This is a genomic window from Streptomyces sp. NPDC088707 (genome assembly GCF_044752725.1).
Taxonomy (GTDB): Bacteria; Actinomycetota; Actinomycetes; order Streptomycetales; family Streptomycetaceae; genus Streptomyces.
On record NZ_JBIVLV010000001.1, the window covers coordinates 929,245 to 954,041 of the forward strand.

Sequence of the window (24,797 nt, forward strand, 5' to 3'; positions counted from 1 at the left end):
TGCGGGCGTCGCGTCCGGCGTCGCGTCTGGGGTCGCGTCCGGCGTCGCGTCCGGCGTCGCGTCCGGCGTCGCGTCCGGCGTCGCGTCCGGCGTCGCGTCCGGCGTCGCGTCCGGCGTCGCGTCTGGGGTCAGGAGCCGGGCCGCGCGCCCGGCGGCGCGTCCCGAGTCAGGACCCGGGCGTCGCGTCCGGCGTCGCGTCCGGGGTGCAGAGGACCTCGACCCGCTGGACGAGGTTGTTGGCGAACCCGCCGCGGTTCCAGGGCTCGACGACCGGCTGGACGTTCCCCTCGGCGTCGGTGGCCCGCACGGTCAGATGGCGCAGGCCCGGGGTCGCCGTCCACGTGGTCCGCCAGGCGGACCACGCCCAGGGATGCGCGGGGTCCCGTACGAGCTCCGCCTCGGTCCAGGCGGCCCCGCCGTCCTCGCTCACCTCGACGCGGGCGACCGGCCCGTGGCCCGACCAGGCGCGGCCGGTGAGCGGGACGGGGCCGGGGCGGACCACTCGGGTCCTCGACATGAAGTCGGGGAAGCCGGGCGGCACCATCAGGGCCCGGGGTGCGATGAGGGTGACGGGCTCCCCCGGCTCCTCGGGCGCCTGCCGTACGCGATAGGCCACGGCCTGCTGGAAGCCGGTGTACGGGGCGTCGGTGAGCGTGATGTCGTGGAGCCACTTCACGTGGGCCATGCCGTACCAGCCGGGGACGACGAGCCGGAGCGGGCTGCCGTGCTGCGGGGGCAGGGGTGCCCCGTTCATGGCGTACGCGACGAGGACGTCCCGGGCCGGGTCGGCGGCCGTCGTGAGGGGAAGGCTCCGCCGGTAGTCCTGCTCGACGCCCCGCTCCACCCCGTGGTCGGCTCCGGTGAAGACCGCCTCGACGGCGTCCTCGGCGACACCCGCCTCGGCGAGGAGCGCGGTGAGGGGGACACCCGTCCAGTCGGCGGTTCCGACGGCCTCGACGAGCCAGGGCTGGCTGACCGGCCGGGGCGACAGCCGGGCCCGTCCGTTGCCCGCGCACTCCAGGGTGACCCGGCGGGTGACGGAGGGCCGGGAGCGGAGCTCGTCGAGGCCGAGGTCGAGGTCCCGCAGCACGCGTCCGCCGACGGTGAGCCGCCAGCCGTCGGCGGCGGCGTCGGGGATGTCGTAGTGGACGAGGACGTAGTGCAGCCCGGGCGGCGTCACGTCGTACCGCAGCGCTTCCAGGGGCAGCCCGTGGTTGCGGGCAGCGAGGGCCAGCTCCTGCACCGAGACGCCCTCGTCCGGCCCGGCCACGCGTCCCGGTGTGCTGATGTCGCTCAGACCACTCAGGGATCCCTCCATGCCCTCATGGTGCGCCGCGGCCCGGGGCCCGGCACCTCGGCAGGGACGGGTCTCGGAGGGGTCTTCGACGGCCCGTCCCGGCTGTGCCGCCTCAGGTCTGGCGGGGGCTCCGCAGGGCTCGGTCCAGGCCGTCCTGGGGAAGCCCGGTCAGGGCGCGCACGAAGATCTCCTCGTATGCCGGTTCGCCGATCGTCGCGCGGGCGGTGTCCGTGTACTTCTCGTGCAGCGCCCGCAGGCCGGGCAGCCCGCGCCGGGGCTGTCCGGTGGAGCGCCAGTACGCCTCCCCCGTGCCCGAGACGTCGGCCGCCCGCTCGCCGTCGCCGGCCGCCGCGAGCGCCGTGGCGAGGACGTCGAGCCCGAGCGCCACCCCCAGGCTCGCGCCGAGTCCCCGTGTGCCTTCGAGCATCGCGCGCGCGTGCCCCGCGGCCGTCGCGGGGTCGCCCTCCAGGAGACCCGTGAGGGCGAGCTGGTACTCCAGGGCCGTCCGCGTCCAGTGCTCGTCCAGCTCCTCGCAGAGGGCCCGCAGGGCCAGCGCCCGGTCGCGGGCCTCGCCGAGCCGCCCGAGGCCCGTCAGCGCGAACACGCGGACGAGGTGGCAGCGGAGCCGGGCGGCGGAGTCGGCGGGGCCGCCCTGGGCTGCGTCGAGGACATGGCCCACGACGACGTGCGCGGCCATCGGACGGCCCGTGGTCAGGGCGAGGAGCCCGGCGAGCGCGGCGGCGTCGAGGGTCAGGTCGCCGGGGCGGCCCGCGCGCCCGGCACCGTCTGCGTCCCCGTGGCCCGCGTACTCCGTGTACTCCGTGTGCCGGGCCTCCCGGGCACAGCGTTCGCTCACGTCCTGCGCGGGGCCGAACTCGCCCTGGAGCACGAGGGTGACGCCGAGCGCCCACAAGGCCCGGGCCCTGGTGCGCCCGCGCGCACCGCTCAGCAGCAGGGCCTGTTCGAGGCCGTCACGGGCCTCGCGGAGCCGGCCCCGGCAGGACCAGGCGAAGGCGACCGAGCCGATGAGGTCGAGGGCGGCGTCGGGGTCGGTCCGCAGCAGCCGGTCGAGGGCGGTGCGCAGGTCGGTGTGGTGGGCGTCGACGGTCCGGTACCAGCGCAGTTGGCGGGCGCCGTGCCACTCGGTCTCGCCCCGCCGCGCGAGCCCCCGGAAGTGGGCGGCGTGGCGGTCGGCGACCGCCCCGGTCTCGCCGGTCCGGTCCAGCCAGGTCGCGCCGTACGCGCGGATCGTGTCGAGCATCCGCAGCCGGCCGGCCGTGTCCGGCGGGCGGACCACGGAGGCGCGGACGAGTCCGTCGAGGGCTGCCGCCAGGGTCGCCCGGTCCAGCGGGCCGCCGATGCACACGGCGGTCGCCGACGCCAGGTCGAAGGGGCCTCGGAAGACGGAGAGCCGGGCCCAGAGGAGGCGTTCGAGCGGGGCGCTCAGCTCATGACTCCAGCCGATGGCGGCCCGCAGGGTCTGGTGGCGGCTCGGCCATACCCGCTCGGTGTGCGCGAGCAGGTCGAAGCGGGCGGCGGGCGGGGCGTCGAAGCGGGTGCCGAGCTGGTCCCTGACGGCTTCGGCGCCCTGCAGGCGGATCTGGGCGGCGGCCAGTTCCAGGGCGAGCGGGATGCCTTCGAGGCGTACGCAGATCTCGCCGGCCGGGCCCGCGGCGGTGAACTCCTCGCCCGCGGCCCGGCGGAGCAGCTCCAGGGCGTCGCCCCCGGCGGGCGGCAGCGGGTCGAGGTGGACGACCTGCTCCCCGTCGACGCCGAGCGGACGCCGGCTGGTGGCCAGGACGGTGAGTCCGGGGGCGGCGGCGAGGAGTTCGGTGACGAGCCGTGCGCAGGGTTCGGCGAGGTGCTCGCAGGAGTCGAGGACGAGCAGCAGCCCGTCGTCGGCGAGCCGACGGCAGAGCCCGGTGGTCGCCATGCCGGGGGTGTGGTCGGAGAGGTCGACGGAGTCGGCGACGAGGGCGACGAGGAGCCGGTCGCCGTCGAGCGGAGTGAGATCGGTCCACCAGGCACCGTCGGGGTACCCGTCGGCGGCGCGGTGCGCGGCGCGCAGCGCGAGCCGGGTCTTCCCGACTCCCCCGACGCCGGTCACGGTGACGAGGCGGTGCTCCGCCAACGCGGCGGATATCCGCTCCAGTTCCGTGCGGCGCCCCACGAAACCGGGGTTCTCGTCCGGCAGATGTCCACGCACGGGAGCAGTCTCCCTCATGAGAGCGACGAACGGGTGGTCGGCACCGGTTCGTTACGCTGCCCGGACCGGCGCGGCGCCACCCTCCCGACCGTCACGATGCCGCACCCAGACCGTCACGGCTACCCCCTGCCGCCGTCACGGCTCCTTCACTTCGGGCGGGACGGCTGTCCCCGTCGACGGTCACGACGACGGAGTGCCAGCCCTGGGCCCCGTCGGGCATGGTGTCGGTGCGCTCCTCGGGCTGGGTGGCGCCGGTGCCGTCGGTGGCGCGGACGGTGAGGGTGTGCCGGCCCGGGGTCGCCTGCCACGGGTACAGCCACTGGCGCCAGGTGTCGCTGCTGTCCTCGGTGGCGAGCCGGGCCTCCTGCCAGGGGCCGTCGTCGATCCGTACCTCGACCCGGCGGATGCCCCGGTGCTGGGCCCAGGCGACCCCGGCGACCATGACGGTGCCGGCGGCGGGCCGGGCGAAGGCGCGGGGGGTGTCGATGCGGGACTCGGTCTTGACGGGGGCCTGGGCGGCCCAGCCGCGCGGGACCCAGTAGGCGTCGTAGGCGGCGAAGGTGGTGAGTTCGATCGACTCGATCCACTTGCAGGCGGAGACGTACCCGTAGAGGCCGGGGACGACCATGCGGACGGGGAAGCCGTGGGTGAAGGGCAGGGGTTCGCCGTTCATGCCGAAGGCGAGGAGGGCGTCGCGGCCGTCCATGACCTGTTCGACCGGGGTGCCGATGGTCATGCCGTCGACGGAGCGGGCCACCAGCTGGTCGGCGGGGCCGCCGGCGGAGGGCGGCCGGACGCCCGCCTCGCGCAGGAGGTCGGCGAGGGACACACCGAGCCAGCGGGCGTTGCCGACGTACGGGCCGCCGACCTCGTTCGAGACGCAGGCGAGGGTGATGTCCCGCTCCACGATCCGCCGGGTCATGAGCTCCGGCAGGGTGACGGTGAGCTCCTCGCGGACGCCCGCGCCGTGGACGCGCAGCCGCCACTCGCCGGCGTCGACCCGGGGGACGACGAGTGCGGTGTCGACGCGGTAGAAGTCGCGGTTCGGGGTGATGAAGGGGCTGATGCCGGGGACCCGGAGCTGGGCTCCGGCGGGTACGGCCGGCGCGGGGGACGCCGGTCGGGGCAGGCGGAGGGCGGCGCGGGAGGCGGCCGCGTTCTCCTCGACGGGGCTGCCGACCGCCCGGGCGAGCGCGGCGGCGCCGGTCGCGGCGAGGCCGGCGGAGGCGGCGGCGACGAGGAAGGTGCGGCGGTCGGAGCGGGCGGCCTGCGATCCCGTTCCGGCCCTCCGGACGAGGATGCCGATCAGGGCGTACAGCAGGGCCGCGCCGGCGAGGGCGCCCACCAGGGAGGGCACCGCGTCGAGCACGGAGTCCGAGTCCGGCCGCGTGACGGCGGCCAGGGCGCCGAGGACGCCGAAGGCACCGACGGCCGCCGAGCCGAGCAGCCGGTGGCGCAGCGCGAGGAGCCCGATCCCGACGGCGAGGACCCCGAGGACGATCAGGATGCCGAGCTGGAGAACGGCCTTGTCGCTCTCGCCGAACTCACGGATCGCCCATTGCTTGACGGCCGCGGGGGTCTGGTCGACGACGGCGCCGCCGACGGCGGTCACGGGGCTCGCCTCGGGCCGTACCCAGAAGGCGGCGAGGTCCGCGACGGCGAGGGAGACGTATCCGGCGACCAGGCCGCCGACGGCGGCCAGGAGTCGGTCCGTGCGGGTGGGCGCGCCCGGGGGCTCGGAGAGGGTCATGCTCCTCATTCGGCATCGACGGCGCTCTGGATGGGCCGATTCACCTGGAAGGTGGACACCGGTGAGGGTTCCGGGGGCCGCGGGGCGGTGTCAGCTCGCGCCGGCGGTGGCCTTGGCAGCGGTGGCGGCGGTGGCCTTGCTAGCGGTGGCGGCGGTGGCCTTGGCAGCCGTGGTCGCGGTGTGGGTGGTGGTGTGTGTGGTGCGGCTGGTGGTGTGCGTGGTGCGTCCGCCCGGTGCCTCGTTCAGCGAGCGGCGCATCCGGTCGAGGCCGCGCCGCGCGTGGCTCTTCACGGTGCCGAGGGGCAGTCCCGTGCGCTCCGCGATCTGGACCTGGGTGAGGTCCCCGTAGAACGCCATGGCGAGTACCTCGCGCTGTGCGGCGGGCAGCTTCGCCAGCTCGCCGGTGACCACGATCCGTTCGAGGACCCGGTCGGGGTCCGGGACGCAGACGCCCTCGGGGGACAGCCGCTCACCCGCCGCGACCACCAGGTCCCGGCGCCGGGTGCGCGCCGCGAGGGCGTCGGCGATCTTCCGCCGGGTGATGCCGACCAGCCAGCCGGGGAACGGACCGCGCTCCGGCCGGTAGCCGGCCCGGCCCCGCCAGGCCGCGAGGAAGACCTGCTGGCCGACGTCCTCCGCCTCCCTGGCGTCGCCGAGGGTGCGGGCGGCGAGGGCGTGCACGAGGCCGTGCCACCGGGCGTGGGCGACGGCCAGACAGTGCTCGTCGCCGCGCACGAAGCCGTCGGCGACCTCGCGGTCGGACAGGGGCCGCGGGTCGCTCCGGAACGGGGGCCGGGCTTCGACGGTCGGTGCGGTCATGGCGACTGCTCCTCAGGCCGGGACCGGCGGAGACCGGTCGGCGGGCGGGGTCCCCTCACGGGGCACCCCCAGACTCCGTCCCGGCACGGTGGCCGCACCATTCGCAACGGTTGTGCGTCGTATCGTGGGACTCATGACGGAACCCTCGCCGGGGCTCACCAGCGGTGCGGTCGCGCGCCGCCTGGGTGTCGCGCCCACCACCCTGCGCTCCTGGGACCGGCGCTACGGCATCGGCCCCGCCGCCCATGAGAGCGGCCGGCACCGGCGGTGGGGCCCGCACGACATCGCCGTGCTCCAGGAGATGTGCCGGCTGACGGCGTCCGGAGTCCCTCCGGCGGAGGCTGCCCGGGCCGCCCGGGCCGGAGCCGTACCGGCCGCGCCGGCCGCCGGGGAGGGGCCTGCCCGGCCCGCCGCCCGCGGACCGGGCCCCGGCGACGTCCGCCAGGAGCTGCGGGGCCTGGGCCGCGCGGCCGTCAGGCTGGACTCGGAGGCCATGGACGAGCTGCTGGCGTCCGCGATCGCGCGGCACGGTCTGGTCACCGCGTGGGAGGAGGTGCTGGCGCCCGCCCTGCACGCCGTGGGCCGCAAGTGGGAGACCTCGGAGGACCGCTATGTCGAGGTGGAGCACCTGTTGTCCTGGCATGTGTCGACGGCGCTGCGCCGGGTCGGCGCGGCGGGCCGTGCCAGGGCCTCGGAGGCGGGCACTCCCCCGGTCCTGCTCGCCTGTGTGCCGCACGAGCAGCACACCCTCCCCCTGGAGGCCCTCGCCGCGGGGCTGGCCGAACTCGGGGTCCCCACCCTGATGTTCGGGGCGGCCGTGCCGCCGGAGGCGCTCGACCAGGCGGTACGGAGGACGGGCCCCGCCGCGGTCGCGCTGTGGGCCCAGGCGCGCTCGACGGCCGACCACCCCCTGGCGCGCCACGTCGCCGACACCGCGTGGGGCGTCAGGGGCGCCCGGTCCCGGACGGCGGTCCTCCTCACGGGTCCCGGCTGGGCGGGCCGGACCCCGGGGCCCGGGATGCTGCGCCCCACGGGTCTGCGGGAGGCGCTGTCCCTGCTGCGCGGTCTGTGCGTCGGCGCACGGGACGGCGAGGGGACCACCGCCGCTTCGGGAGACTCCTGAGCGGACGCCGTCCGGCCCGGCCAGGGGTCCGCGCCCGGCCCGGGGTCCACGCCCCGCCCGCGGTCCACGCCCGGCCCGCGGTCCACGCCCCGCCCGGGGTCCACGCCCCGCCCGGGGTCCACGCCCCGCCCGGGCCTCCTAGTCCTTGCCCCGGGCGTTGCGGAAGCGGGCGAGGCCGTCGGCGAGGTCGACCACGGGGTCCGGGTAGTCGTACCGGGCCCGTTCGAGCCCGGGCAGCTTCCACGGCTCGTGGACCGCGGGGCCTTCGAGCCCGGCGAGTTCCGGTACCCACCGCCGTACGTACGCGCCGTCGGGGTCGTACCGCTTGCCCTGGGTCACCGGGTTGAGCACCCGGTTGGGGCGGCTGTCGGTGCCCGTGCCGGCCACCCACTGCCAGTTGAGCTGGTTGTTGGCGATGTCGCCGTCGACCAGCAGGTCCAGGAAGTGCCGCGCTCCCTCGCGCCAGTCGATGTACAGGGTCTTGGCCAGGAACGAGGCGGCGAGCAGCCGCCCCCGGTTGTGCATCCAGCCCTCGTGGGCGAGTTGCCGCATCGCGGCGTCGACGACGGGGTAGCCCGTGCGGCCCTCGCGCCAGGCCCGCAGGTCGGCGTCCGCCTCCTTCCCGCGCCGCCAGTGGTCGTGACGGGTGCGGTAGTCGTCGGCGGCGGCGGCGGGGCGCGCGGCGAGGACCTGGTGGTGGAAGTCGCGCCAGCAGAGCTGGCGTACGAACGCCTCGGCACCCGCCCCGCCGAGCGACCGGGCCCGGTGGATCGCCTCGGTCGCCGAGACGGCGCCGAAGTGGAGGTACGGCGAAAGGCGGGAGGTCGCGTCGCCCGCGAGGTCGTCGTGGCCTTCCTCGTACCCGTCGACGCCCCCCGCCAGCCAGGCGGCGAGCCGCTTGCGGCCCTCCCGCTCACCGCCGTCGGCGAGACCCTCGGAGACGGACGGGACGTCCGCGCGGGCCGGCGGCTCCTCGGAGCGGATGCCCGTGGGCGTCCGGACCACCCGTGGTGCCGCGAGCGGCTCGCGCAGCCGCTCGTACGACCAGCGGCGGAAGTAGGGGGTGAAGACCGCGTAGTGGTCCGAGCCGTCCGGTGTCACGGCGCCCGCCGGCAGCGCGGTGACGACGGCGTCGTGGACGTACAGGCGCCGCCCGTCCGCCTCCAGGGCACGGCGGAGCCTGTCCTCACGGCGGCGGGCGAACCCGCTGCAGCCGGCCGCCATGTGGACGTCGTCGGCGTCGGCCTCCCGGACGACCGCGCACACCTCGGCGACGGGATCACCCGAGCGCACCACGAGCCGGCCGCCGCGCTCGCGCAGTCCGGTGTCGAGGGCGGCGAGGCAGTCCGCGAGGAACGCGTCCCGGTTCGGCGCCCCGTGGCCCGCGCGGGCCACGGCCGGATCCCGTACGAACAGGGGGACGACCTCGTTCCCCCGGCCCAGCGCGGCGCGCAGCGGCGGGTGGTCGTGGACACGGAGGTCCGAGGTGAAGAGGACGACCGAGACGTTCATGGCACCGCTCCTGGCATGGACTCACCGACCGGCCCGGCGAGACGTCTGCCCCGTGGGTCGCCGTACTGATGTGACGTGCGGAGGTCATTCGCCCCGCGGGGGCCTGCCGGATGCGGGTGCCCGGGACGACGCGGACGACGAGCCGGGCACGGGTGGCGAACCGGATGAGGACGACGAGCCGGATGCGGGCGGCGGACCGGACGCGGGCGGCGGACCGGCGGTCCCCTCCGCCTCGCTCGCCTCCGCCGTCAGCGCGATGTTGCGGACCATGCCGCCGAAGACGGCGGCGTGGAACGGCGCGACGCACCACCAGTAGACGTGGCCGGCGAGGCCGTGGGGGTGGAACAGGGCCCGCTGCCGGTAGCGGGTGTCCCCGTTCTCGTCGCGCTCGACGTACATCTCCAGCCAGGCGAGGCCGGGGAGCCTCATCTCGGCGCGCAGCCGCAGCAACCGGCCCCTTTCGATCTCCTCCACGCGCCAGAAGTCCAGCGAGTCGCCGGCTCTCAGGTGCAGGGCGTCGCGGCGGCCCCGGCGCAGACCCACCCCTCCGACGAGCCGGTCGAGCCAGCCTCGGACGGCCCAGGCGAGCGGGAAGGAGTACCAGCCGTTCTCCCCGCCGACGCCCTCGACGACCTTCCACAGCGCCTGCGGTGACGCGCCGACGGTGCGTTCGCGCTCGTCGGTGTAGAGGCTGCCGCCCGCCCAGTCGGGGTCGGTGGGCAGCGGATCGCTCGGCGCGCCGGGCACGGACGCGGAGGACCAGCGGGTGGTCGTCTTCGCCTCGCGGACCCGTTGGAGGGCGAGGGCGAGCGCCCGCTCGAAGGCGAGCGGGGCGTCGGGCGGATCCGGCACCCAGTCGGCGATGTCGTGCTCGTCGCAGACGACCTCGTAGCGGAGCGACTCGGCCAGCGGGCGGGCGATGGACCGGGGCACCGGGGTGACGAGGCCGATCCAGTGGCTGGACAGCCGGGGCGTGAGGACCGGCACGGGGAAGATGAGCCGCCGGGGCAGTCCCGCGACGGCGGCGTAGCGGCGCATCATGCCGAGGTACGTGAGGATGTCGGGGCCTCCGATGTCGAAGGCCCGGCTGACCTGCGCGGGCATCCGCGCGCTGCCGACCAGGTAGCGCAGGACGTCCCGGACGGCGATCGGCTGGATCCTGGTGCGGACCCAGCTCGGGGTGACCATCACGGGCAGGCGTTCGGTGAGGTAGCGGAGCATCTCGAACGAGGCCGAGCCGGAGCCGATGATGACGGCGGCGCGGAGCACCGTGGTGGGGACCCCGGATTCCAGGAGGATGCGGCCCACCTCGGCCCGGGACCGCAGATGCGGCGAGAGCTCCCGGTCGGGTACGCCGCGCGGGGTGAGGCCGCCGAGGTAGACGATGCGGCCGACGCCGGCGGCGCGGGCCTCCCGGGCGAAGTTCCCGGCCGCCGTGCGGTCGGTGCGCTCGAAGCCGTGCCCGGCGCCCAGGGCGTGCACCAGGTAGTACGCGACGTCGACGTCGCGGAAGGCGGAAGCGAGGGTCCCGGCGTCGGTGACGTCGCCCCGGACGATGTCCACCTCCCCGGCCCAGGGGTGGTCGCGCAGTTTCGCGGGGGTACGGGCCAGGCACCGCACCCGGAAGCCGGCCGCCAGGAGCTCCGGGACGAGGCGGCCGCCGATGTAGCCGCTGGCGCCGGTGACCAGGCACAGCGGTCCCGGGGTCTCCTGCCCTGACGTGTCGCTCATGGATCTGCTCCGTTCCGCTGTGTGGGGGGCTGCCGCGCTCCCCCACCGGCCGGGGGCCCGGCTTCCTCCTGCTCCTCTTCCGGAGGGGCGGCCGCCGCGGATGCGCCGGCCGTTTCTATAGGCTGATCGTGTGGCCAGTACAGAGGAACCCGAGACCGGTGGTACCGCGCCCCGGCGCGTGCCGGGTGATGCGCAGAGCTTCGCCCGCGCGCTGCGGCGGACGAACGGCGAGATCAATCGCCTGGTCCATGGTTTCGCGCTCGCGCAGGGACTGCATCCCACGGACGTGCAGGCGCTCTCGGTCGTGCTGGACAGCCCGGAGCCGCTGACGCCGGGTCGGCTGAGGGAGCACCTGGGGTTGACCTCGGGCGCGGTCACGGCCTGCCTCGACCGGCTGGAGCGGGCCGGGCACATCCGGCGCTCCCGGGAGAGCGCCGATCGCAGGGTCGTCCATGTGCACTACGTGGAGGGGGCGAAGGCCGCCGCACGCAGCTACTTCATGCCGTTGGCGCAGGCGGCGGAGCGGGCCCGGCTGCGGTTCGACGCGGAGGAGCTGGCCGTGGCCGTGCGTTTCCTGGACGCGTTGAACGAGGAACTCGGCGACCTGCCCGTGCCGCGCCGCTGACCTGGCCCTCCGGCGGCTGCGGCGCGCACTGGTCGGGTACCGGTCGCGGCGCCCCGGGCAGGCCCTCGACTCGTCCGCTCGCTGCTCGTACCCGCGCTCGTTCCGGACCTCGGCCCCGTCGCGTGGTGGCCCGGCAGGCTGAGCCGGGAAGCGACGGGGCCGGAGGACGGTGCCTCCCAGAAGGACGCCTCCGCTACTTGGGCATCAGCACCGTGTCGACGATGTAGACGGTGGCGTTGGCGGTGGGGACGTTGCCGCAGACCACCTTCGCGGACTCGTTGACCGTGAAGGACTCGCCGGAGCCCTGGGTGGTCAGCCGGCCCTTCTGGAGGGTCTCGAAGGAGCCGTTCTCCAGCTGCTTCGGGGTCAGCTTCTGGCCCACGACGTGGTACGTGAGGATGTCCGTCAGCATCGCCTTGTCGGCGAGGACCTTGTCCAGGTCGGCCTTCGGGATCTTGGCGAAGGCGGCGTTGGTCGGCGCGAACACCGTGATGTTCTCGGCGTTGTTCAGCGTGTCGACGAGACCCGCCTGCTTGACGGCGGTGACCAGCGTCGACAGCTCGGGGTTGTTCGAGGCTGCCGTGGCGACCGGGTCCTTCGCCATGCCGTCGAAGGAACCGGCGCCGTCCTTCGGCACCGACGCGCACCCGGGGCCGAAGGGGCCGTCGGCCGTCATGCCGGTCGCCGTCGACGAGGCCGCCGCGGGGGCCGCCGCTCCGTCACCGCTCGCCTCGGCCGAACAGGCGGTCAGGCCCAGCGGCAGCAGCACGGCGGCGGTCACGGCGACGGAGGCGCGACGGAAGGTCTGGGTGTTCATGATCACTCCTGGGGCTTCGGGTCCACCGGTCGGCGACCCATCACCAGTCATTCGGTGCGCGGCTGCGTCCGGATGGCTCCCCTCACCCGAAAGAGTGATGAGGATCGGCTGCCGCGCCTCGGCCGGCGGAGCTGTGCGGAAAGACCTCCGCGCGACCCGTCCACCGGGCCGCCGGCTCCGAACACCTCCTGTACTCGAGTGATTCCTGGAGGAAACCGCCGGTGAGAGAGAACGTGTGGATCGGCGACGTCCGACCAGCGGCTCCGGACCTTCCCGAGCTGATGGGGCGCGTGGCGCTCGGCGACCAGCAGGCCTTCACGGCCGTCTTCGAGGCGGTCTCGGGGCCGGTGCTCGGCCTCGTCCGCACCGTGCTGCGGGACCCCGCCCAGTCGGAGGAGGTCGCCCAGGAGGTGCTGGTCGAGGTGTGGCGGACCGCGGCCCGCTACGAGCCCGCCCGGGGGTCGGTCCTGGCCTGGGTCATGACGCTCGCGCACCGCAGGGCCGTCGACCGGGTGCGCTCCGAGCAGGCGGCGTCCAACCGGGAGAAGCGGGTGGCCCTGCTGGAGCACACGGCCGCCTACGACGAGGTGGTGGAGCAGGTGGAGAGCCGGCTGGAGCGCGAGCAGGTCCGGCGCTGCCTGCGGGGTCTCACCGAGCTGCAGCGCCAGTCGGTGAACCTGGCGTACTACCGGGGCCTCACCTATCGCGAGGTCGCGGAACTGCTGGCCGTGCCGCTGGGCACCGTCAAGGCGCGGATGCGCGACGGGCTCATCCGGCTCAGGGACTGTCTGGGGGTGGGCGTGTGAACGCCGCGGATCCGCACACGATGACCGGCGCGTACGCGCTCGACGCACTGGACCCCGAGGAGCACGAGGCCGTACGCCGGCATCTGGCGGAGTGTCCCTCGTGTGCCCAGGAGGTCCAGGAGTTCTCCGAGACCGTGGTCCGGCTGGGTCTCGCCGTCGCGGTGACGCCGACCGCCACGCTGCGCACGGGCGTCCTGGAGCGGATCGCGACCGTACGCCAGGAGCCGCCGGCGACCGCGAGGGCGGCCCGGGCCCGGCGCGGGCGGCGCGGCCTGCGCCGGTGGTCGCACTGGGCACTGGCGGCCTGTCTCGCCGGGGCGGTCGGGCTCGGCGGGGTCGCGGCCTGGCAGCACGGGCTCGCCGAGGACGCCCGGCAGGAGACGGCCCGCGCACGGGAGGCGAACGACGCCGTCGCCGAGGTCCTCGCTGCCCCGGACGCCCGGGTCTCCACCAGCCGGCTCGAAGGCGGCGCCGTGGGCACGGTCGTCGTCTCGGCCTCGCTCGACCGGGCGGTCTTCGCCGCCTCCGGCATGGCGCCGCCACCGGCCGGCAAGGTCTACCAGCTCTGGTACGACGACGGGGGCACCATGCGGTCCGCGGGGCTGATGGACCCGGGGGCCACCGCCGAGGCGACCCTCCTCGACGGTCCCGTGAACCAGGCGTCCGGAGTGGGGGTCACCGTCGAACCAGCCGGTGGCTCACCGAGTCCGACCTCCGCACCGGTGGCGGTGCTCGCCCTCCCCCGGGCCTGACCCGGGGGCACGCACGCGGGGGCACGCGCACACGCGCACGCGTGCCCCCGTCCCGTCCTGCAGGGCTCCGCCCTGCCCCTGCCCCCGTACCTGCGCCGGCCTCTGCCTCTGCCTCTGCCTCTGCCTCTGCCTCTGCCCGGAGGATCACCTGGTCCCGTCGGTCGGGCCCGTGTGTTCGCCGGGTGTGGCCAGTTCCTCCACCGCGTCCGCTCCGACGACCACGCCCGTGGACCTCTTGCCGCGCCGCAGCCGGCCTTCGAGCCAGGAGGCGAAGGTGGTGAGCGCGAAGTTGAGGATGACGAAGAGCACGGCGACGACGGTGAAGCAGGCGATCGTGTTCGCTCCGTAGTTGGCGCTCATCGGACGGACGGAGGCGAGGAGTTCGGAGAAGCCGAGCATCGCGCCGCCCAGCGCGGTGTCCTTGACGATGACGACGAGCTGGCTGACGAGCGCGGGCAGCATGGCCGTGACCGACTGCGGGAGGAGCACGTACGTCATGGTCTGGCCCTTGCGCATGCCGATGGCCTTCGCCGCGTCGGTCTGGCCTGCGGGAAGGGCGAGGATGCCGGCCCGGACGACCTCGGCGAGCACGGATGCGTTGTAGAGGACGAGGCCGGTGACGACGGCATACATCGGGCGGATGTCCGGGCTGACGTCGGTGAACTCGGAGTACGCGGCGTTGGCGAAGAGCATGAGGATCAGGACGGGGATGGCGCGGAAGAACTCGACACCGGTGCCGGCCGCGGCACGCACCAGGCGGTGGTCGGAGAGCCGGGAGATGCCGAGGAGGGCGCCGAGCGGCAGCGCGATCACCATGGCGAGCGCGGCGGCGATCACGGTGTTCTTCAGGGCGGGCAGGATGTACGTCTCCCAGATGCGGGCGTCGGTGAAGAAGGGCGCCCACTTGGACCATTCGAGCTGGTTCTTGTCGGCGAGGCTCACCACGACCCACCACACCACGGCGGCCACGGCGACCAGGAACAGCAGCGTCCAGAGGACGTTGCGCCGCCGGGCGCGCGGCCCGGGGACGTCGTAGAGGACCGTGGGTCTCTCCTTCTTCACCGTTTCACCGCCACCTTCTTGGCGACCCAGCCGAGGAAGAGTCCGGTGGGCAGGGTGAGGCAGATGAACCCGAACGCGAAGATCGCGGAGATGAGGATGAGCTGGGCCTCGTTCTCGATCATCTCGCGCATCAGCAGGGCCGCTTCGGCGACGCCGATCGCGGCGGCCACGGTGGTGTTCTTGGTGAGGGCGATGAGGACGTTGGCGAGTGGGCCGACGACGGAGCGGAAGGCCTGGGGGAGCACGACGATGCGCAGGACCTGCGGGAAGCTGAGCCCGATGGCGCGGGCCGCCTCGACCTGGCCGAGGGGGACGGTGTTGATGCCGGAGCGGACCGCCTCGCAGACGAAGGCGCTGGTGTAGGCGGTGAGACCGAGGACGGCGAGCCGGAAGTTGATGACGGTGAACCGGTCGGCGCCGAGGCTCACTCCGAGGGTCTGGAAGAGGCCGAGGGAGGTGAAGACGATGATGACGGTGAGGGGGATGTTGCGGACGATGTTGACGTAGAGGGTGCCGAAGCCCCGCATGAGGGGGACGGGGCTGACGCGCATGGCGGCCAGCAGCGTCCCCCAGATCAGGGAGCCGATCGCGGAGTAGACGGTGAGCTGCACCGTCACCCAGAAGGCTCCGAGCAGGTCGTACCCCTGGAGGAAGTCGAACACGACGGCCTGCTCACTTGACGATGACGCCGATCTTCGGGGCGGGTTCGTTCTGGTAGCCGGCGGGGCCGAAGTTCTTCTCCACCGCCGCGTCCCAGGAGCCGTCGGCGACCATCTTCTCCAGAGCGGTGTTGATCTTCGCCTTGAGCTCGCTGCCCTTCTGGACGCCGATGCCGTAGTTCTCGTTGCTCATCTTGAAGCCGCCGAGCTTGAACTTGTCCTTGAACTCGTCCTGCGACGCGTACCCGGCGAGGATCGAGTCGTCGGTGGTGACGGCGTCGATGACACCGTTCTCCAGACCGGTCAGGCACTCGGAGTAGCCGCCGTACTCCTGGAGCTGGGCGTCGGGGGCGATCTTGTCCTTCACGTTCTGCGCGGACGTCGAGCCGGTGACCGAGCAGAGCTTCTTGTTGTTCAGGTCGGACGGCTTGGTGATGGAGTCGTCGTCCGCGCGGATCAGGACGTCCTGGTGGGCCAGGAGGTAGGGACCGGCGAAGTCGACCTTCTTCGCCCGCTCGTCGTTGATCGAGTACGAGGCCGCGATGAAGTCCACGTCGCCGCGCTGGAGCAGCGACTCCCGGTCGGCGCTCTTGGCCTCCTTCCAGACGATGTCGGACGGGTCGTGGCCGAGTTCCTTGGCGATGTACGTCGCCACGTCGACGTCGAAGCCGGTGTAGGTGCCGTCCGGGGTCTTGAGACCGATGCCGGGCTGGTCGTACTTGATGCCGACGGTGATCTCGTCGCCTCCGTGATCGCGTGGCACGGCGCCGGTCGCGCCGTTCGCGAATCCTGCGGAGGTGAAGGAGAGGACGACGGCCGCGGCGACGGCGACGGTGGCCCTGCCGGTCCTGAGCGGGTTCATGTGGATCACCCCTGGGGGCTGCTGGTCGGGCGACGGCCGCGGCTCAGTGGTGGAGGATCTTGGACAGGAAGTCCTTGGCCCGGTCGCTGCGCGGATTGTTGAAGAACTCGTCCGGGGTCGTCTCCTCGACGATCCGTCCGTCCGACATGAAGACGACACGGTTGGCGGCGGAACGGGCGAAGCCCATCTCGTGGGTGACGACCACCATCGTCATGCCGTCCCGGGCGAGTTGCTGCATGACCTCCAGGACCTCGTTGATCATCTCGGGGTCGAGCGCGGAGGTCGGCTCGTCGAAGAGCATCACCTTCGGATCCATGGCGAGGGCGCGGGCGATCGCCACGCGCTGCTGCTGACCACCGGAGAGCTGCGCCGGGTACTTGTCCGCCTGCGAGGCGACCCCGACCCGGTCGAGCAGGGCGCGGGCGCGCTGCTCCGCGGCCTTCCGGTCCTTCTTGCGGACCTTGATCTGGCCCAGGGTGACATTGCCGAGCACGGTCTTGTGCGCGAAGAGGTTGAAGGACTGGAAGACCATGCCGACGTCGGCGCGCAGGGCCGCCAGTTCGCGCCCCTCGGCCGGGAGGGGGCGTCCGTCGACGACGATCTCGCCCGAGTCGATGGTCTCCAGGCGGTTGATCGCCCGGCAGAGCGTCGACTTTCCCCCGCCGGACGGCCCGATGACCACGACCACCTCGCCGCGGTGCACCGTCAGGTCGATGGACTGCAGGACGTGCAGGGCGCCGAAGTGCTTGTCGACCCCGCGGAGCACGACGAGCTCGTCGCCCCCTTCCGGGACGCCACCTTCCGGGACGGGCATGTCACCCTCCTGGCTCACGCCCCCGCTGCCGCTCCTTCTCACGTTCATGCTCCGCCCTCCACCCGGCCCCCGCACTCCGGAGGGGGTGCACGGAGAGTGAGCGGTCACGCCGGAACGTGGCCCCTGGCCCGGGTAGGCCGGGGCCGCGTGGAGCCTGAGCAGGCGTGCGCCCGCTTACGCGCGCGTGGGGGCGGGCTGGCGGACACTGGGGGTGGGAGCCGAGTGCGTGAGGAGGGTCCGCCATGAGCAGTGCCGCACCCAAGGTCAGCACGTTGCCGCCGGAGCACCGGGAACGCCTGATGGCCTTCGCCGAGGACGTGTACTTCGAGTCCGGTCACCGGCTGTTCGAGGAGCAGCAGCACGCCGACCGGTTCTGGATCGTGAAGACGGGCGCGGTGACGCTCGACGCGAAGGTGCCGGGGCGCGGGGCGCCGGTGATCGAGACCCTGCACCACGGCGAGCTGGTGGGCCTGTCGTGGCTGTTCCCGCCGTATCTGTGCCAGTCGGGGGCGGAGGCGATGACCCCCGTCCGGGCGCAGGAGTTCGACGCCCCGGCCGTGCGCTCGATGTGCCGCTCGGACGCGGAGTTCGGAGCCTCGGTCATGTTCTGGGTGGGTTCGATCCTGGCCCACCGCCTCCAGGTGACCAGGGTCCGGCTCCTCGACCTGTACGCGCCGCACGGGAGCGGCATCCTGACCTGACGGACGGCGCGGCCGGCCGGTGGCGGCGGGACGGAGCCCAGGCCCGCGGAGAGAGGGAGCGGGGGCGGGCCCGCACCGTCGGAGCACCGGACGCTACGGTGACGGTGCACCGGCGGGTCCGGTCCCCGGCGGCCCCCTCGCGGGGCGGACGGGCCCTCCGCCCCACTCCGTCGACGAGCTGCGAGGTCCGGATGAGCGAGCCCACGACGGCACGCGAGGCGATCGCCCTCGTCGCCGGCGACGACTTCACCGAATTCCCCTTCGCCGAGGGGCCCTTGACGGGCGACGGTCCGCTGGGATGGCCCGGCTACTCCGCCGCGCACGCGCGCGCCTCCGCCCGTACCGGCGAGACCGAGTCGGTGATCTGCGGCACGGCCGGCATCGGCGGGGTGCGGGCGGTCCTGATCTCCTTCGAGTTCGGGTTCCTCGGCGGCTCCCTCGGGGAGCGGACGGGGGCGCGCGCCGCCGCGGCCCACGCGCAGGCCCGCGCGCGACGCCTGCCCGTGGTCGTGCTGCCGGCGACCGGCGGCAGCCGGATGCACGAGGGCATGCGGGCGCTGCTCCAACTGCAGCTCCTGGCGGGTGAGTCGGCCCTCACCCGCGCCGCCGGGCTGCCGCAGATCGCCGTCCTGCGGGACCCGACGACGGGCGGCGGCTGGGCCACGCTGGGCGCCGGATCGGATGTGGTGCTCGCACTGCCCGGCGCGCAGGTCGGCTTCGCCGGTTCCCGGGTCAGGCCGCCGGACGCGGACCCGGCCGCGTACACCGCGGTGGCGCAGTTCGCGCACGGCCACGTCGACGCGATCGTGGCGCCCGACGCGCTCCGTGCCACCCTCGGGCGCTGGCTCTCCCTGCTCACGCGTCCCGCCGAGGGGCCGGCGGCGCCGCCGCGCGCGCTCGGCGCCCCTGGCACGCCGCCGGCCGCGAGCGGACGGGAGGCGGTGGCCCGGGCCCGGCACCCGGGGCGCCCCCGGGCGGCGGCGTACCTCGACGCGCACTTCTCCGTCCGTGCGGAGATCTCGGGCGACCGCGCCGGGGGTGTCGACCCGGGGATGCGGTGCGGCTTCGGACGGCTCGCCGACGGCCGTACGGTGGCGTACGCGGCGCAGTGCGGGACCGCGACGCGCCCGGCCGGCTTCCGTACGGCCGCCCGGCTCGTCCGGCTCGCCGACCGGCTGGGGGTCCCGGTCCTCACCCTCATCGACACGCCCGGGGCGGCCAACGATCCGGAGGCGGAACGCGCGGGCGCGGGCCCGGCCATCGCCGACCTGTTCGCCGCCGTCGCCACCGCGCGCGTCCCCGTCACCTCGCTCCTCGTCGGCGAGGGCGGCTCGGGCGGCGCCCTCGCCCTCGCGGCCCCCGGCAATCTCTGGGCCACCCCCGACAGCTACTTCTCGGTGATCGCCCCGGAGGCGGCGGTGTCGATCCTGAAGCGCGCGCCGGAGGAGTCCGCCGCGACGGCGGACCAACTCCGCCTGCGCCCAAGGGACCTCCTGGACCTGGGCGTCGTCCGGGGGATCGTGGAGAGCTGAGGCCACCCGCGTCGGGGACGGCTCCGGGTCTCTGCCGCTCAGCGCGGGTGGCGGGCGCCGGCCTCGACGGCGCCCGGCCGCACGCCCCTGACGCCGCCGGCCGGCTCCGTGGGCCGGCCTGTGCGGCTCGCACGAGGCCGTGGGTGGTCCGGACCGCACGGCTCGCCGAACCCGCGGCCGCGGGTGACCATGGAGAACGGGATCTGGCGAGAACCGGGCCGGCACTGGAGGGCACCCGTGGCGCACACCGGCAGCACCACCGACGTACTCATCGTGGGCGCGGGTCCCGTCGGACTGAGCGCGGCCGCCGAGCTCCGCAGGCACGGGGTGCGCTGCCGGCTCGTCGACCGGCTGCCGGCGCGACTCCCGTACGCCAAGGCCGTCGGGATCCAGCCGCGCACCCTGGAGCTGTGGGACCGGATGGGCCTGATCCGGTCCGTGCTGGAGGCCGCCGTCCCGATGCGCGGCCAACTGACCTACGTCAACGGCGCGGTGGCGGCACGGATCGCGCTCGAACTGCCTCCCGACGTGCCGTACGGCTTCGCCGCGCTGCCGCAGTACGAGACCGAGCGGCTCCTGGAGGAGTACGTCGCCGGCTTCGGGACGCACATCGAGCGCGGGACCGAACTCGTCTCGTTCGTCCAGGACCCGGACGGGGTCACCGCACTGCTGCGCGGCGCGTCGGGGGTCACCGAGGAGCTGCGGGTCCCCTACCTGATCGGCTGCGACGGCGCTCACAGCGTCGTCCGCAAGACGCTGGGCCTGTCGTACGAGGGCGGCGCGTTCCCGGAGGCGTACATGCTCGGCGACGTCGTGGCCGAGTCCGACTGGGACCTGCCACAGGGGTACGCGCTGCGCTGCGAGCACCGTGCCGCCGACGGGTCCCTCGACGACGTCCTCGTGTGCATCCCGCTGCCCGGCGCCGGCCGCTACCGGATGTCGATGAAGGTGCCGCCCGAGCTCGCCGAACCGGCCGATCCGGCGCAGGCGACGCGACCGCCCCGCGGCGGCTTCCCGTCGGACGGACTCGCCCACGGCCTCCAGGACGGCCGCGGTCCCGGGCTTTCCCCCCTGCAGGCCGTCGTCGACCGGCTGGCCCCGGGCCCGGCCCGGCTCTCCGATCTGCGCTGGTCGTCGGTCTTCCGCATCAGCCACCGCATCGTCGGCCGTTACGGCGAGGGGAGGGTCTTCGTCGCGGGCGACGCCGCGCACATCCACCCGCCCACCGGCGCCCAGGGCATGAACACCGGTATCCAGGACGCCGCCAATCTGGCGTGGAAGCTCGCCCTCGTGGTGAAGGGCGAGGCCGGGCCCGCGCTGCTCGGCAGCTACGACGCCGAGCGGCGCCCGGTGGGCGAGGAGGTCGTCGGCCGGACCGTGCGACACGCCACCCGGGGCATCGAGAACGATCCGGACGACCTGACGACGCTGCTGCTCCGTGAGGCCCAACTGCTCGTCGGCTACCGGGACGGCCCGCTCGCCGGCGCCCCCTACGGCCCGGTCGACGCGCCGCAGCCCGGAGATCTCGCCCCGGACTGCGGCGGTCTGGCCACACCGGTCGCCGTCTACCCGCTGCGGCTGCTCGACGTCCTGCGCGACCGGCCGGGACACGTGGCCGTGCTGTACGGGGCCGACGCCACCGGGCTGGCGCGGGCGGTGGCGGCGGCCGGGGCCGTCGCCGTCGAGCGGCTGCCGCTCGACGTCGTCGCCCTGCTCCCCCGGGAGGCCGATCCGGACACCTCTCCCGCCCTCGGCGCTCCGGCCTACCGGGACGCCGCCGGGGAGTTCGCGCGGATCTACCTCCCCGACGGCGACACCGGCTTCGTCGTGCGCCCCGACGGGCAGCTCGCCGCGCGGTTCCCGCTCGGCGCCACCACGGCGGCGCTGACGGACTGCCTCCAGGCGCTGTCCGTACCGCTACGGGACCCAGTGGTTGCCTGAGACCGTGATCATGACCTGGAGCTGGATGCTCGCGGAGAAGTAGCTGCTGGTGTCGATCGGGGTGGCCAGCATCTTGTTCCACAGGGCGTCGAGCCAGGCCTGGCTGCCGGAGTCGGTCATCGCGGCCACCGCGAACGGGGCGAAGAAGGCGGCCTCACTGCCCGCCGAGATCTGGGTGCCGTTGAGCTTGTAGCCGATGGCGATCTTGTTCGGGTCACCGCCGGTCTTCGTCTTGATCCAGCTGTTGAGCTTCCGCGCGGCCGCGAGCGACGTGGTGTCGCCGCTGGTCACCGCGTCGTCCGCGATGCGCCACGGGGTGCGGCAGGCGTTCCACCAGTACGCGCCGTCGTTGGGGTCCTCGAGGACCTGGCCCGGGGCGGGCTTGGGGGTGGTGTGGGTGTCGACGACGAAGTCGGGGAGAAGTCCGGTGCCGGAGGCGTAGGTCGACTGGAGACGGGAGATCTGGGTCTGGTGCGCGGTGCGCACGGCGTCCCAGGTCGTGTCGCCGGAGGCCGTGCGGAAGGCGCGGAAGTGGTCGACCATCCAGTCGGACGTACGGGTGATGTAGTAGTACTGGTCTCCGGAGCTGCTCCAGTCGCCGAGCTTCAGGAGCTTGGTCGTCGGGTTGAGCTCGTCCTTCTTGATCGCGGCTATATGCTTGAGCGCGAGGTCCTTGTAGTTGTACGTGCCGGTGCTGCCCCACTGCTTGTCGGCGAGGAGCAGGCCGTAGGCCACGTCCATGTCGCCGTCCGTGGCGCCGTCACCGCCGTTGACGCTGCGGCAGTTGACGTCCTGCTCGGCGGCGAGCAGGTTGGGGTTGACGGCGGACGGGTGGTCGATCTTCCACTTGACGAGGCCGTCGAAGATCTTCTTCGCGTCGGGGTCGGCGCCGGCCATGGTCGCGGCGACGACCATGCCGTAGCCCTGCGCCTCGGCGACGTACGGGTGGTCGGCGTCGGGCGAGATGATCTGGTACCAGCCGTTGCCGCAGTTCTGCCGGACGAAGGCGGACTTCCACCGGTTGTAGTAGTCGACGACCTTCTGGTCGAGGGTGGCCTGGGACCCGGACGGCTTCAGCGTCCCGGCGGCATAGGGCTTGAGGTGGCTGCCGAAGGGGACGGCCGTGCCACCACCGCCCCCGGTGCCGGTGGGCGCTCCGTACACCTCGAACTCCCAGAGGGAGTAGCCGTAGGCGGTGCCGCGGCCGGTCCCGTACATACGGACGTAGCGACCGCTGCCGGAGACCGTCAGGTCGTCGGTCGCGCCGTCACCGGCCGTGGTGGAGTAGACGTCGGACCAGGTCGAGCCGTCGGCCGAGGTCTGGATCCTGTACGTCTTCCCGTACGCGTCCTCCCAGTTGAGCTTGACGCGGGAGATCGTGTGATTCGCCCCGAGGTCGATGCGGATCCACTGCGGATCGACCCCTTCGAGGCTCGCCCAGCGAGTGGCCGCGCTGCCGTCCACCGCGAGACCGGGCCCGAAGGCCGAGGTCTCGACGGACGAGGCCGTCACCGCCTTTCCGGTGGACACCAGACTGTCGGCGGCCTGTGCCTGCGGCAGCACCGTCAGGGGCAACGCCAGCAGGCCCGCGAGCCCGAGAAGCGAGACGCTTCGTCGACGCATGACAACTCCCTTTCCCTCCATGGCCAATGGTTAGGAAATATTCCTAACCATTGGCCCGGAGAGTAGAGAGACCGGAACTCCCGCGCAAGACCCCGCACCAGAACCGAACGTGAGGAGGCCGGGTCCGTCCCGCACCGGGGCGGACCGCTGCCGCGTCGAGACGGGCACCGGGCCTCAGTCCTCCGTGGGCTCGGCTTCATCCCCTGCCGCGTCGTCCTCTGCCGGCTCCGCGTCGCCCTCCGTGGGCGCCGCCCCGGCCCCTGCCGCCGCCGCGCGGGCATCCCGTAGCGCCGTGTGCACCGACCAGACCACCGAGACCAGGGGGACGGCCACCACGGCACCCACGATGCCCGCGGCGATCGAGCCCGCGATGACCGAGATCGCGACTACCAGCGGGTGGAGCCGTACGGCCCAGCTCATGACGAGCGGATGCAGCAGGTGGCCCTCGATCTGGCCGATCACCACGATCAGGCCGATGACGATCGCGGCCACCAGGGGACCCTGCGAGGCCAGCGCCACGACGGCGGCGACCGCCAGGGCGATGGGAGAGCCGATCAACGGCACGAACGCGGCGACGAACTCCAGGAGGGCCAGCGGCACCGCGAGAGGCACGCCGAGGAGCCACAGGGCGATCCCGACGAGCACCGCGTTCACCGCCGCCACGAGGACGATCCCGTGGGTGTAGCCGGTGAAGGTCCGCCAGGCGGCGCGCCCGCCCACCGCCACCCGCTCGCGGACCGATCCGGGCAGCTGCTGACGGAACCAGGCCCACTGGCGGTCCCCGGAGTGGATGAAGAACACCGCGGAGAACACGGCGAGGGCCAGCGTCGTCAGCACGGCCACCACATGATGGGCGCCGCTCACCGCCTCACTGACCAGGGCCGAGCGATGACTGGAGAGGTACTCCCCGACCTTGGCCTGGAGGTCGCTCAACGCCCCCGGGTTCAGCCGGAACGGCGGCCGCTCCAGCCAGTCCTCGATCCGGCCGACCCCCACCCGGAACTCGCGCACGAGGGTCGTCCGCTCCCCCGCCACCGCCTCCCCGACCAGCGCGAGCACGCCCAGGACGAGCGCGATGCTGCCGAGGAGGGTGAGCGCCACGGCGAAGGGCCGGGGCAGCCCCCGGGAGACCACATCGGCGAGAGGACGGAGCAGCGCGGTGATCACGAGCCCGAGGAAGAGGGCCACACCGATCTCGTGGAAGCGTCCGAGTACCGCGAACAGGCTGTAGACCAGCACGCCGACGACGAGCAGCCGCCACGCGTACGCGGCGGCCGTACGGAGGAAGGGGCTGACCATGACCGTCGTCGATGTGCCTGGCTGCATCCCACCGACCTACCACCCGCGACGACCTCCTGTCGTCAGGATCACAGGCCGGGCGCCGGGAACTCCGCCGATCGGCGGTGCGTCGGCGCCGTATCGACGAGGACACGCACCGGAGCACCCGGTGCCTTCCGGAGGGACACGAAGGGACCCCCTGGGGTGGTGGCGGGGCGGATCGTCAGACGGAGGCGATCGTGATCCGCGTCGTACAGGCCACGGCTGCGACGGCGCCACGGGGGCGGTCCGTCCAGTCGAGGAGCCGAATGTCGCCCTGCTCGACCTGCCCTGCTTGCTCGCCCTGCCCTGCCTGCCCGGTCCGGCCGGCCTTCAGTCGGGCTTCCGCCCGGACCCACAGGCGCAGCAGCGCCGGGCCGGAGTCCGGTCGGGCCGCGGCCTCCGCGAAGTCCGCGTCGGGGAGGAGACGGCGGAGTACGTGGACGGGGCCGGGGCGCCGCGTCGCGGGCTCGACGTCGATGCCGATCGCGCCCGGGCCCACGGCGGCCGCGACAAGACCGTCGGCGTGACTGAGGCTGACGCCCACGCCGGGCCTGCCCTGCAGGTACGGGCGCCCGTGGCCGTGCCCTCCGCACCCCGGGCACCGCTGGGCGAGGGCCGGCGTGTCCGGCGGAAGGCCGGTGACACGGGCGACGCACAGCCGCACGAGGAGGCGCGCCGCCAGTACGTCGTCCCGGCGGCTCGGCAGCCGTATCCCCGCGAGACGACGCCGTTCCCACGGGGCCAGCAGACCCTCGTCCAGATCGGGATGGGCCAGCACCTCCGGGGTCGTCGCCACGACGGCCAGCGCCCTGTCCCGGTCCGGCTCCGGACCGTCCGTCATCGGG

At 74.0% G+C, this 24,797-nt stretch carries 20 protein-coding genes and 1 pseudogene; 7 read left to right on the forward strand and 14 right to left on the reverse strand.

Features of this window, described 5'->3' with window-relative positions; translation table 11 throughout:
* Window positions 1-166: 166 nt before the first annotated feature.
* The 4 genes and pseudogenes from ACIP84_RS04070 to ACIP84_RS04085 all read right to left on the reverse strand — a co-directional run.
* The gene (locus ACIP84_RS04070; RefSeq protein WP_401794211.1) at window positions 167-1,318 is read right to left on the reverse strand and encodes a sulfite oxidase; all 1,152 of its coding nucleotides are present in this window, start codon (window positions 1,316-1,318) and stop codon (window positions 167-169) included.
* Window positions 1,319-1,409: 91 nt separating this feature from the next.
* Window positions 1,410-3,521, reverse strand: coding sequence for an ATP-binding protein (locus ACIP84_RS04075; RefSeq protein WP_401794214.1), 2,112 nt, complete (start codon window positions 3,519-3,521; stop codon window positions 1,410-1,412).
* Between the two features lie 73 nt (window positions 3,522-3,594).
* Entirely contained in the window at window positions 3,595-5,253 is a 1,659-nt protein-coding gene (locus ACIP84_RS04080) for a molybdopterin-dependent oxidoreductase (protein ID WP_401794217.1), read from the reverse strand.
* Window positions 5,254-5,490: 237 nt separating this feature from the next.
* Window positions 5,491-6,072, reverse strand: a pseudogene (locus tag ACIP84_RS04085) (sigma-70 family RNA polymerase sigma factor); the annotation flags it as partial.
* Between the two features lie 133 nt (window positions 6,073-6,205).
* Here ACIP84_RS04085 and ACIP84_RS04090 point away from each other — a divergent pair.
* The gene (locus ACIP84_RS04090; protein WP_401794220.1) at window positions 6,206-7,195 is read left to right on the forward strand and encodes a MerR family transcriptional regulator; all 990 of its coding nucleotides are present in this window, start codon (window positions 6,206-6,208) and stop codon (window positions 7,193-7,195) included.
* A 138-nt stretch (window positions 7,196-7,333) separates the two neighbouring features.
* Here ACIP84_RS04090 and ACIP84_RS04095 read toward each other — a convergent pair whose 3' ends face one another.
* Window positions 7,334-8,707 carry a cryptochrome/photolyase family protein gene (locus tag ACIP84_RS04095; protein WP_401794223.1) on the reverse strand — a complete coding sequence of 458 codons (1,374 nt, stop codon included), beginning with the start codon at window positions 8,705-8,707 and terminating at the stop codon, window positions 7,334-7,336.
* A gap of 84 nt (window positions 8,708-8,791) precedes the next feature.
* Window positions 8,792-10,438: an SDR family oxidoreductase gene (locus ACIP84_RS04100; protein ID WP_401794226.1), complete on the reverse strand. Its 1,647-nt coding sequence runs from the start codon at window positions 10,436-10,438 to the stop codon at window positions 8,792-8,794.
* 130 nt (window positions 10,439-10,568) lie between these two features.
* On the opposite strand from ACIP84_RS04100, the gene ACIP84_RS04105 reads away from it, so the two are divergent.
* Window positions 10,569-11,063: a MarR family winged helix-turn-helix transcriptional regulator gene (locus tag ACIP84_RS04105; protein ID WP_401794229.1), complete on the forward strand. Its 495-nt coding sequence runs from the start codon at window positions 10,569-10,571 to the stop codon at window positions 11,061-11,063.
* A 193-nt stretch (window positions 11,064-11,256) separates the two neighbouring features.
* Here ACIP84_RS04105 and ACIP84_RS04110 read toward each other — a convergent pair whose 3' ends face one another.
* Window positions 11,257-11,880 (reverse strand): fasciclin domain-containing protein, encoded by a 624-nt coding sequence (locus ACIP84_RS04110; protein WP_355965362.1) that lies wholly within the window; start codon window positions 11,878-11,880, stop codon window positions 11,257-11,259.
* A 221-nt stretch (window positions 11,881-12,101) separates the two neighbouring features.
* Here ACIP84_RS04110 and ACIP84_RS04115 point away from each other — a divergent pair, with 221 nt between their 5' ends.
* Both ACIP84_RS04115 and ACIP84_RS04120 read left to right on the forward strand, forming a co-directional pair.
* Window positions 12,102-12,686, forward strand: a complete 585-nt coding sequence (locus ACIP84_RS04115) for a sigma-70 family RNA polymerase sigma factor (RefSeq protein ID WP_355965363.1) — start codon at window positions 12,102-12,104, stop codon at window positions 12,684-12,686.
* Window positions 12,683-13,438: an anti-sigma factor gene (locus ACIP84_RS04120; RefSeq protein ID WP_355965364.1), complete on the forward strand. Its 756-nt coding sequence runs from the start codon at window positions 12,683-12,685 to the stop codon at window positions 13,436-13,438. The genes ACIP84_RS04115 and ACIP84_RS04120 overlap by 4 nt, the downstream gene beginning before the upstream one ends.
* Before the next feature lie 144 nt (window positions 13,439-13,582).
* Here the strand turns inward: ACIP84_RS04120 and ACIP84_RS04125 are convergent, their stop codons facing one another.
* Genes ACIP84_RS04125 through ACIP84_RS04140 form a run of 4 tightly spaced genes read right to left on the reverse strand, consistent with a single transcriptional unit; the run spans window position 13,583 to window position 16,835 of the window.
* On the reverse strand, window positions 13,583-14,500 hold the full coding sequence (locus tag ACIP84_RS04125; RefSeq protein ID WP_401794233.1) for an amino acid ABC transporter permease: 918 nt from the start codon (window positions 14,498-14,500) through the stop codon (window positions 13,583-13,585).
* On the reverse strand, window positions 14,497-15,162 hold the full coding sequence (locus tag ACIP84_RS04130; RefSeq protein WP_355965368.1) for an amino acid ABC transporter permease: 666 nt from the start codon (window positions 15,160-15,162) through the stop codon (window positions 14,497-14,499). The genes ACIP84_RS04125 and ACIP84_RS04130 overlap by 4 nt, the downstream gene beginning before the upstream one ends.
* 10 nt (window positions 15,163-15,172) lie before the next feature.
* The gene (locus ACIP84_RS04135; RefSeq protein ID WP_266971920.1) at window positions 15,173-16,021 is read right to left on the reverse strand and encodes a glutamate ABC transporter substrate-binding protein; all 849 of its coding nucleotides are present in this window, start codon (window positions 16,019-16,021) and stop codon (window positions 15,173-15,175) included.
* Between the two features lie 43 nt (window positions 16,022-16,064).
* Window positions 16,065-16,835 (reverse strand): amino acid ABC transporter ATP-binding protein, encoded by a 771-nt coding sequence (locus ACIP84_RS04140; protein ID WP_355965370.1) that lies wholly within the window; start codon window positions 16,833-16,835, stop codon window positions 16,065-16,067.
* 242 nt (window positions 16,836-17,077) lie between these two features.
* Here ACIP84_RS04140 and ACIP84_RS04145 point away from each other — a divergent pair, with 242 nt between their 5' ends.
* From ACIP84_RS04145 to ACIP84_RS04155, 3 genes are all read left to right on the forward strand, one after another.
* Window positions 17,078-17,536 (forward strand): cyclic nucleotide-binding domain-containing protein, encoded by a 459-nt coding sequence (locus tag ACIP84_RS04145; RefSeq protein ID WP_401794238.1) that lies wholly within the window; start codon window positions 17,078-17,080, stop codon window positions 17,534-17,536.
* Between the two features lie 191 nt (window positions 17,537-17,727).
* A complete protein-coding gene (locus ACIP84_RS04150) occupies window positions 17,728-19,068 on the forward strand; it encodes a carboxyl transferase domain-containing protein (RefSeq protein ID WP_401794241.1) in 1,341 nt (446 codons plus the stop codon).
* Between the two features lie 237 nt (window positions 19,069-19,305).
* Entirely contained in the window at window positions 19,306-21,009 is a 1,704-nt protein-coding gene (locus tag ACIP84_RS04155) for an FAD-dependent monooxygenase (RefSeq protein ID WP_401794244.1), read from the forward strand.
* Here the strand turns inward: ACIP84_RS04155 and ACIP84_RS04160 are convergent.
* The 3 genes from ACIP84_RS04160 to ACIP84_RS04170 form a co-directional block, all read right to left on the reverse strand.
* Window positions 20,986-22,632: a glycosyl hydrolase family 8 gene (locus tag ACIP84_RS04160; RefSeq protein ID WP_355965377.1), complete on the reverse strand. Its 1,647-nt coding sequence runs from the start codon at window positions 22,630-22,632 to the stop codon at window positions 20,986-20,988. The genes ACIP84_RS04155 and ACIP84_RS04160 overlap by 24 nt on opposite strands.
* A 174-nt stretch (window positions 22,633-22,806) precedes the next feature.
* On the reverse strand, window positions 22,807-23,958 hold the full coding sequence (locus ACIP84_RS04165; RefSeq protein WP_401794247.1) for an AI-2E family transporter: 1,152 nt from the start codon (window positions 23,956-23,958) through the stop codon (window positions 22,807-22,809).
* Window positions 23,959-24,133: 175 nt separating this feature from the next.
* On the reverse strand, window positions 24,134-24,793 hold the full coding sequence (locus tag ACIP84_RS04170) for a 4'-phosphopantetheinyl transferase family protein (RefSeq protein WP_401794250.1): 660 nt from the start codon (window positions 24,791-24,793) through the stop codon (window positions 24,134-24,136).
* Window positions 24,794-24,797 lie beyond the last annotated feature (4 nt).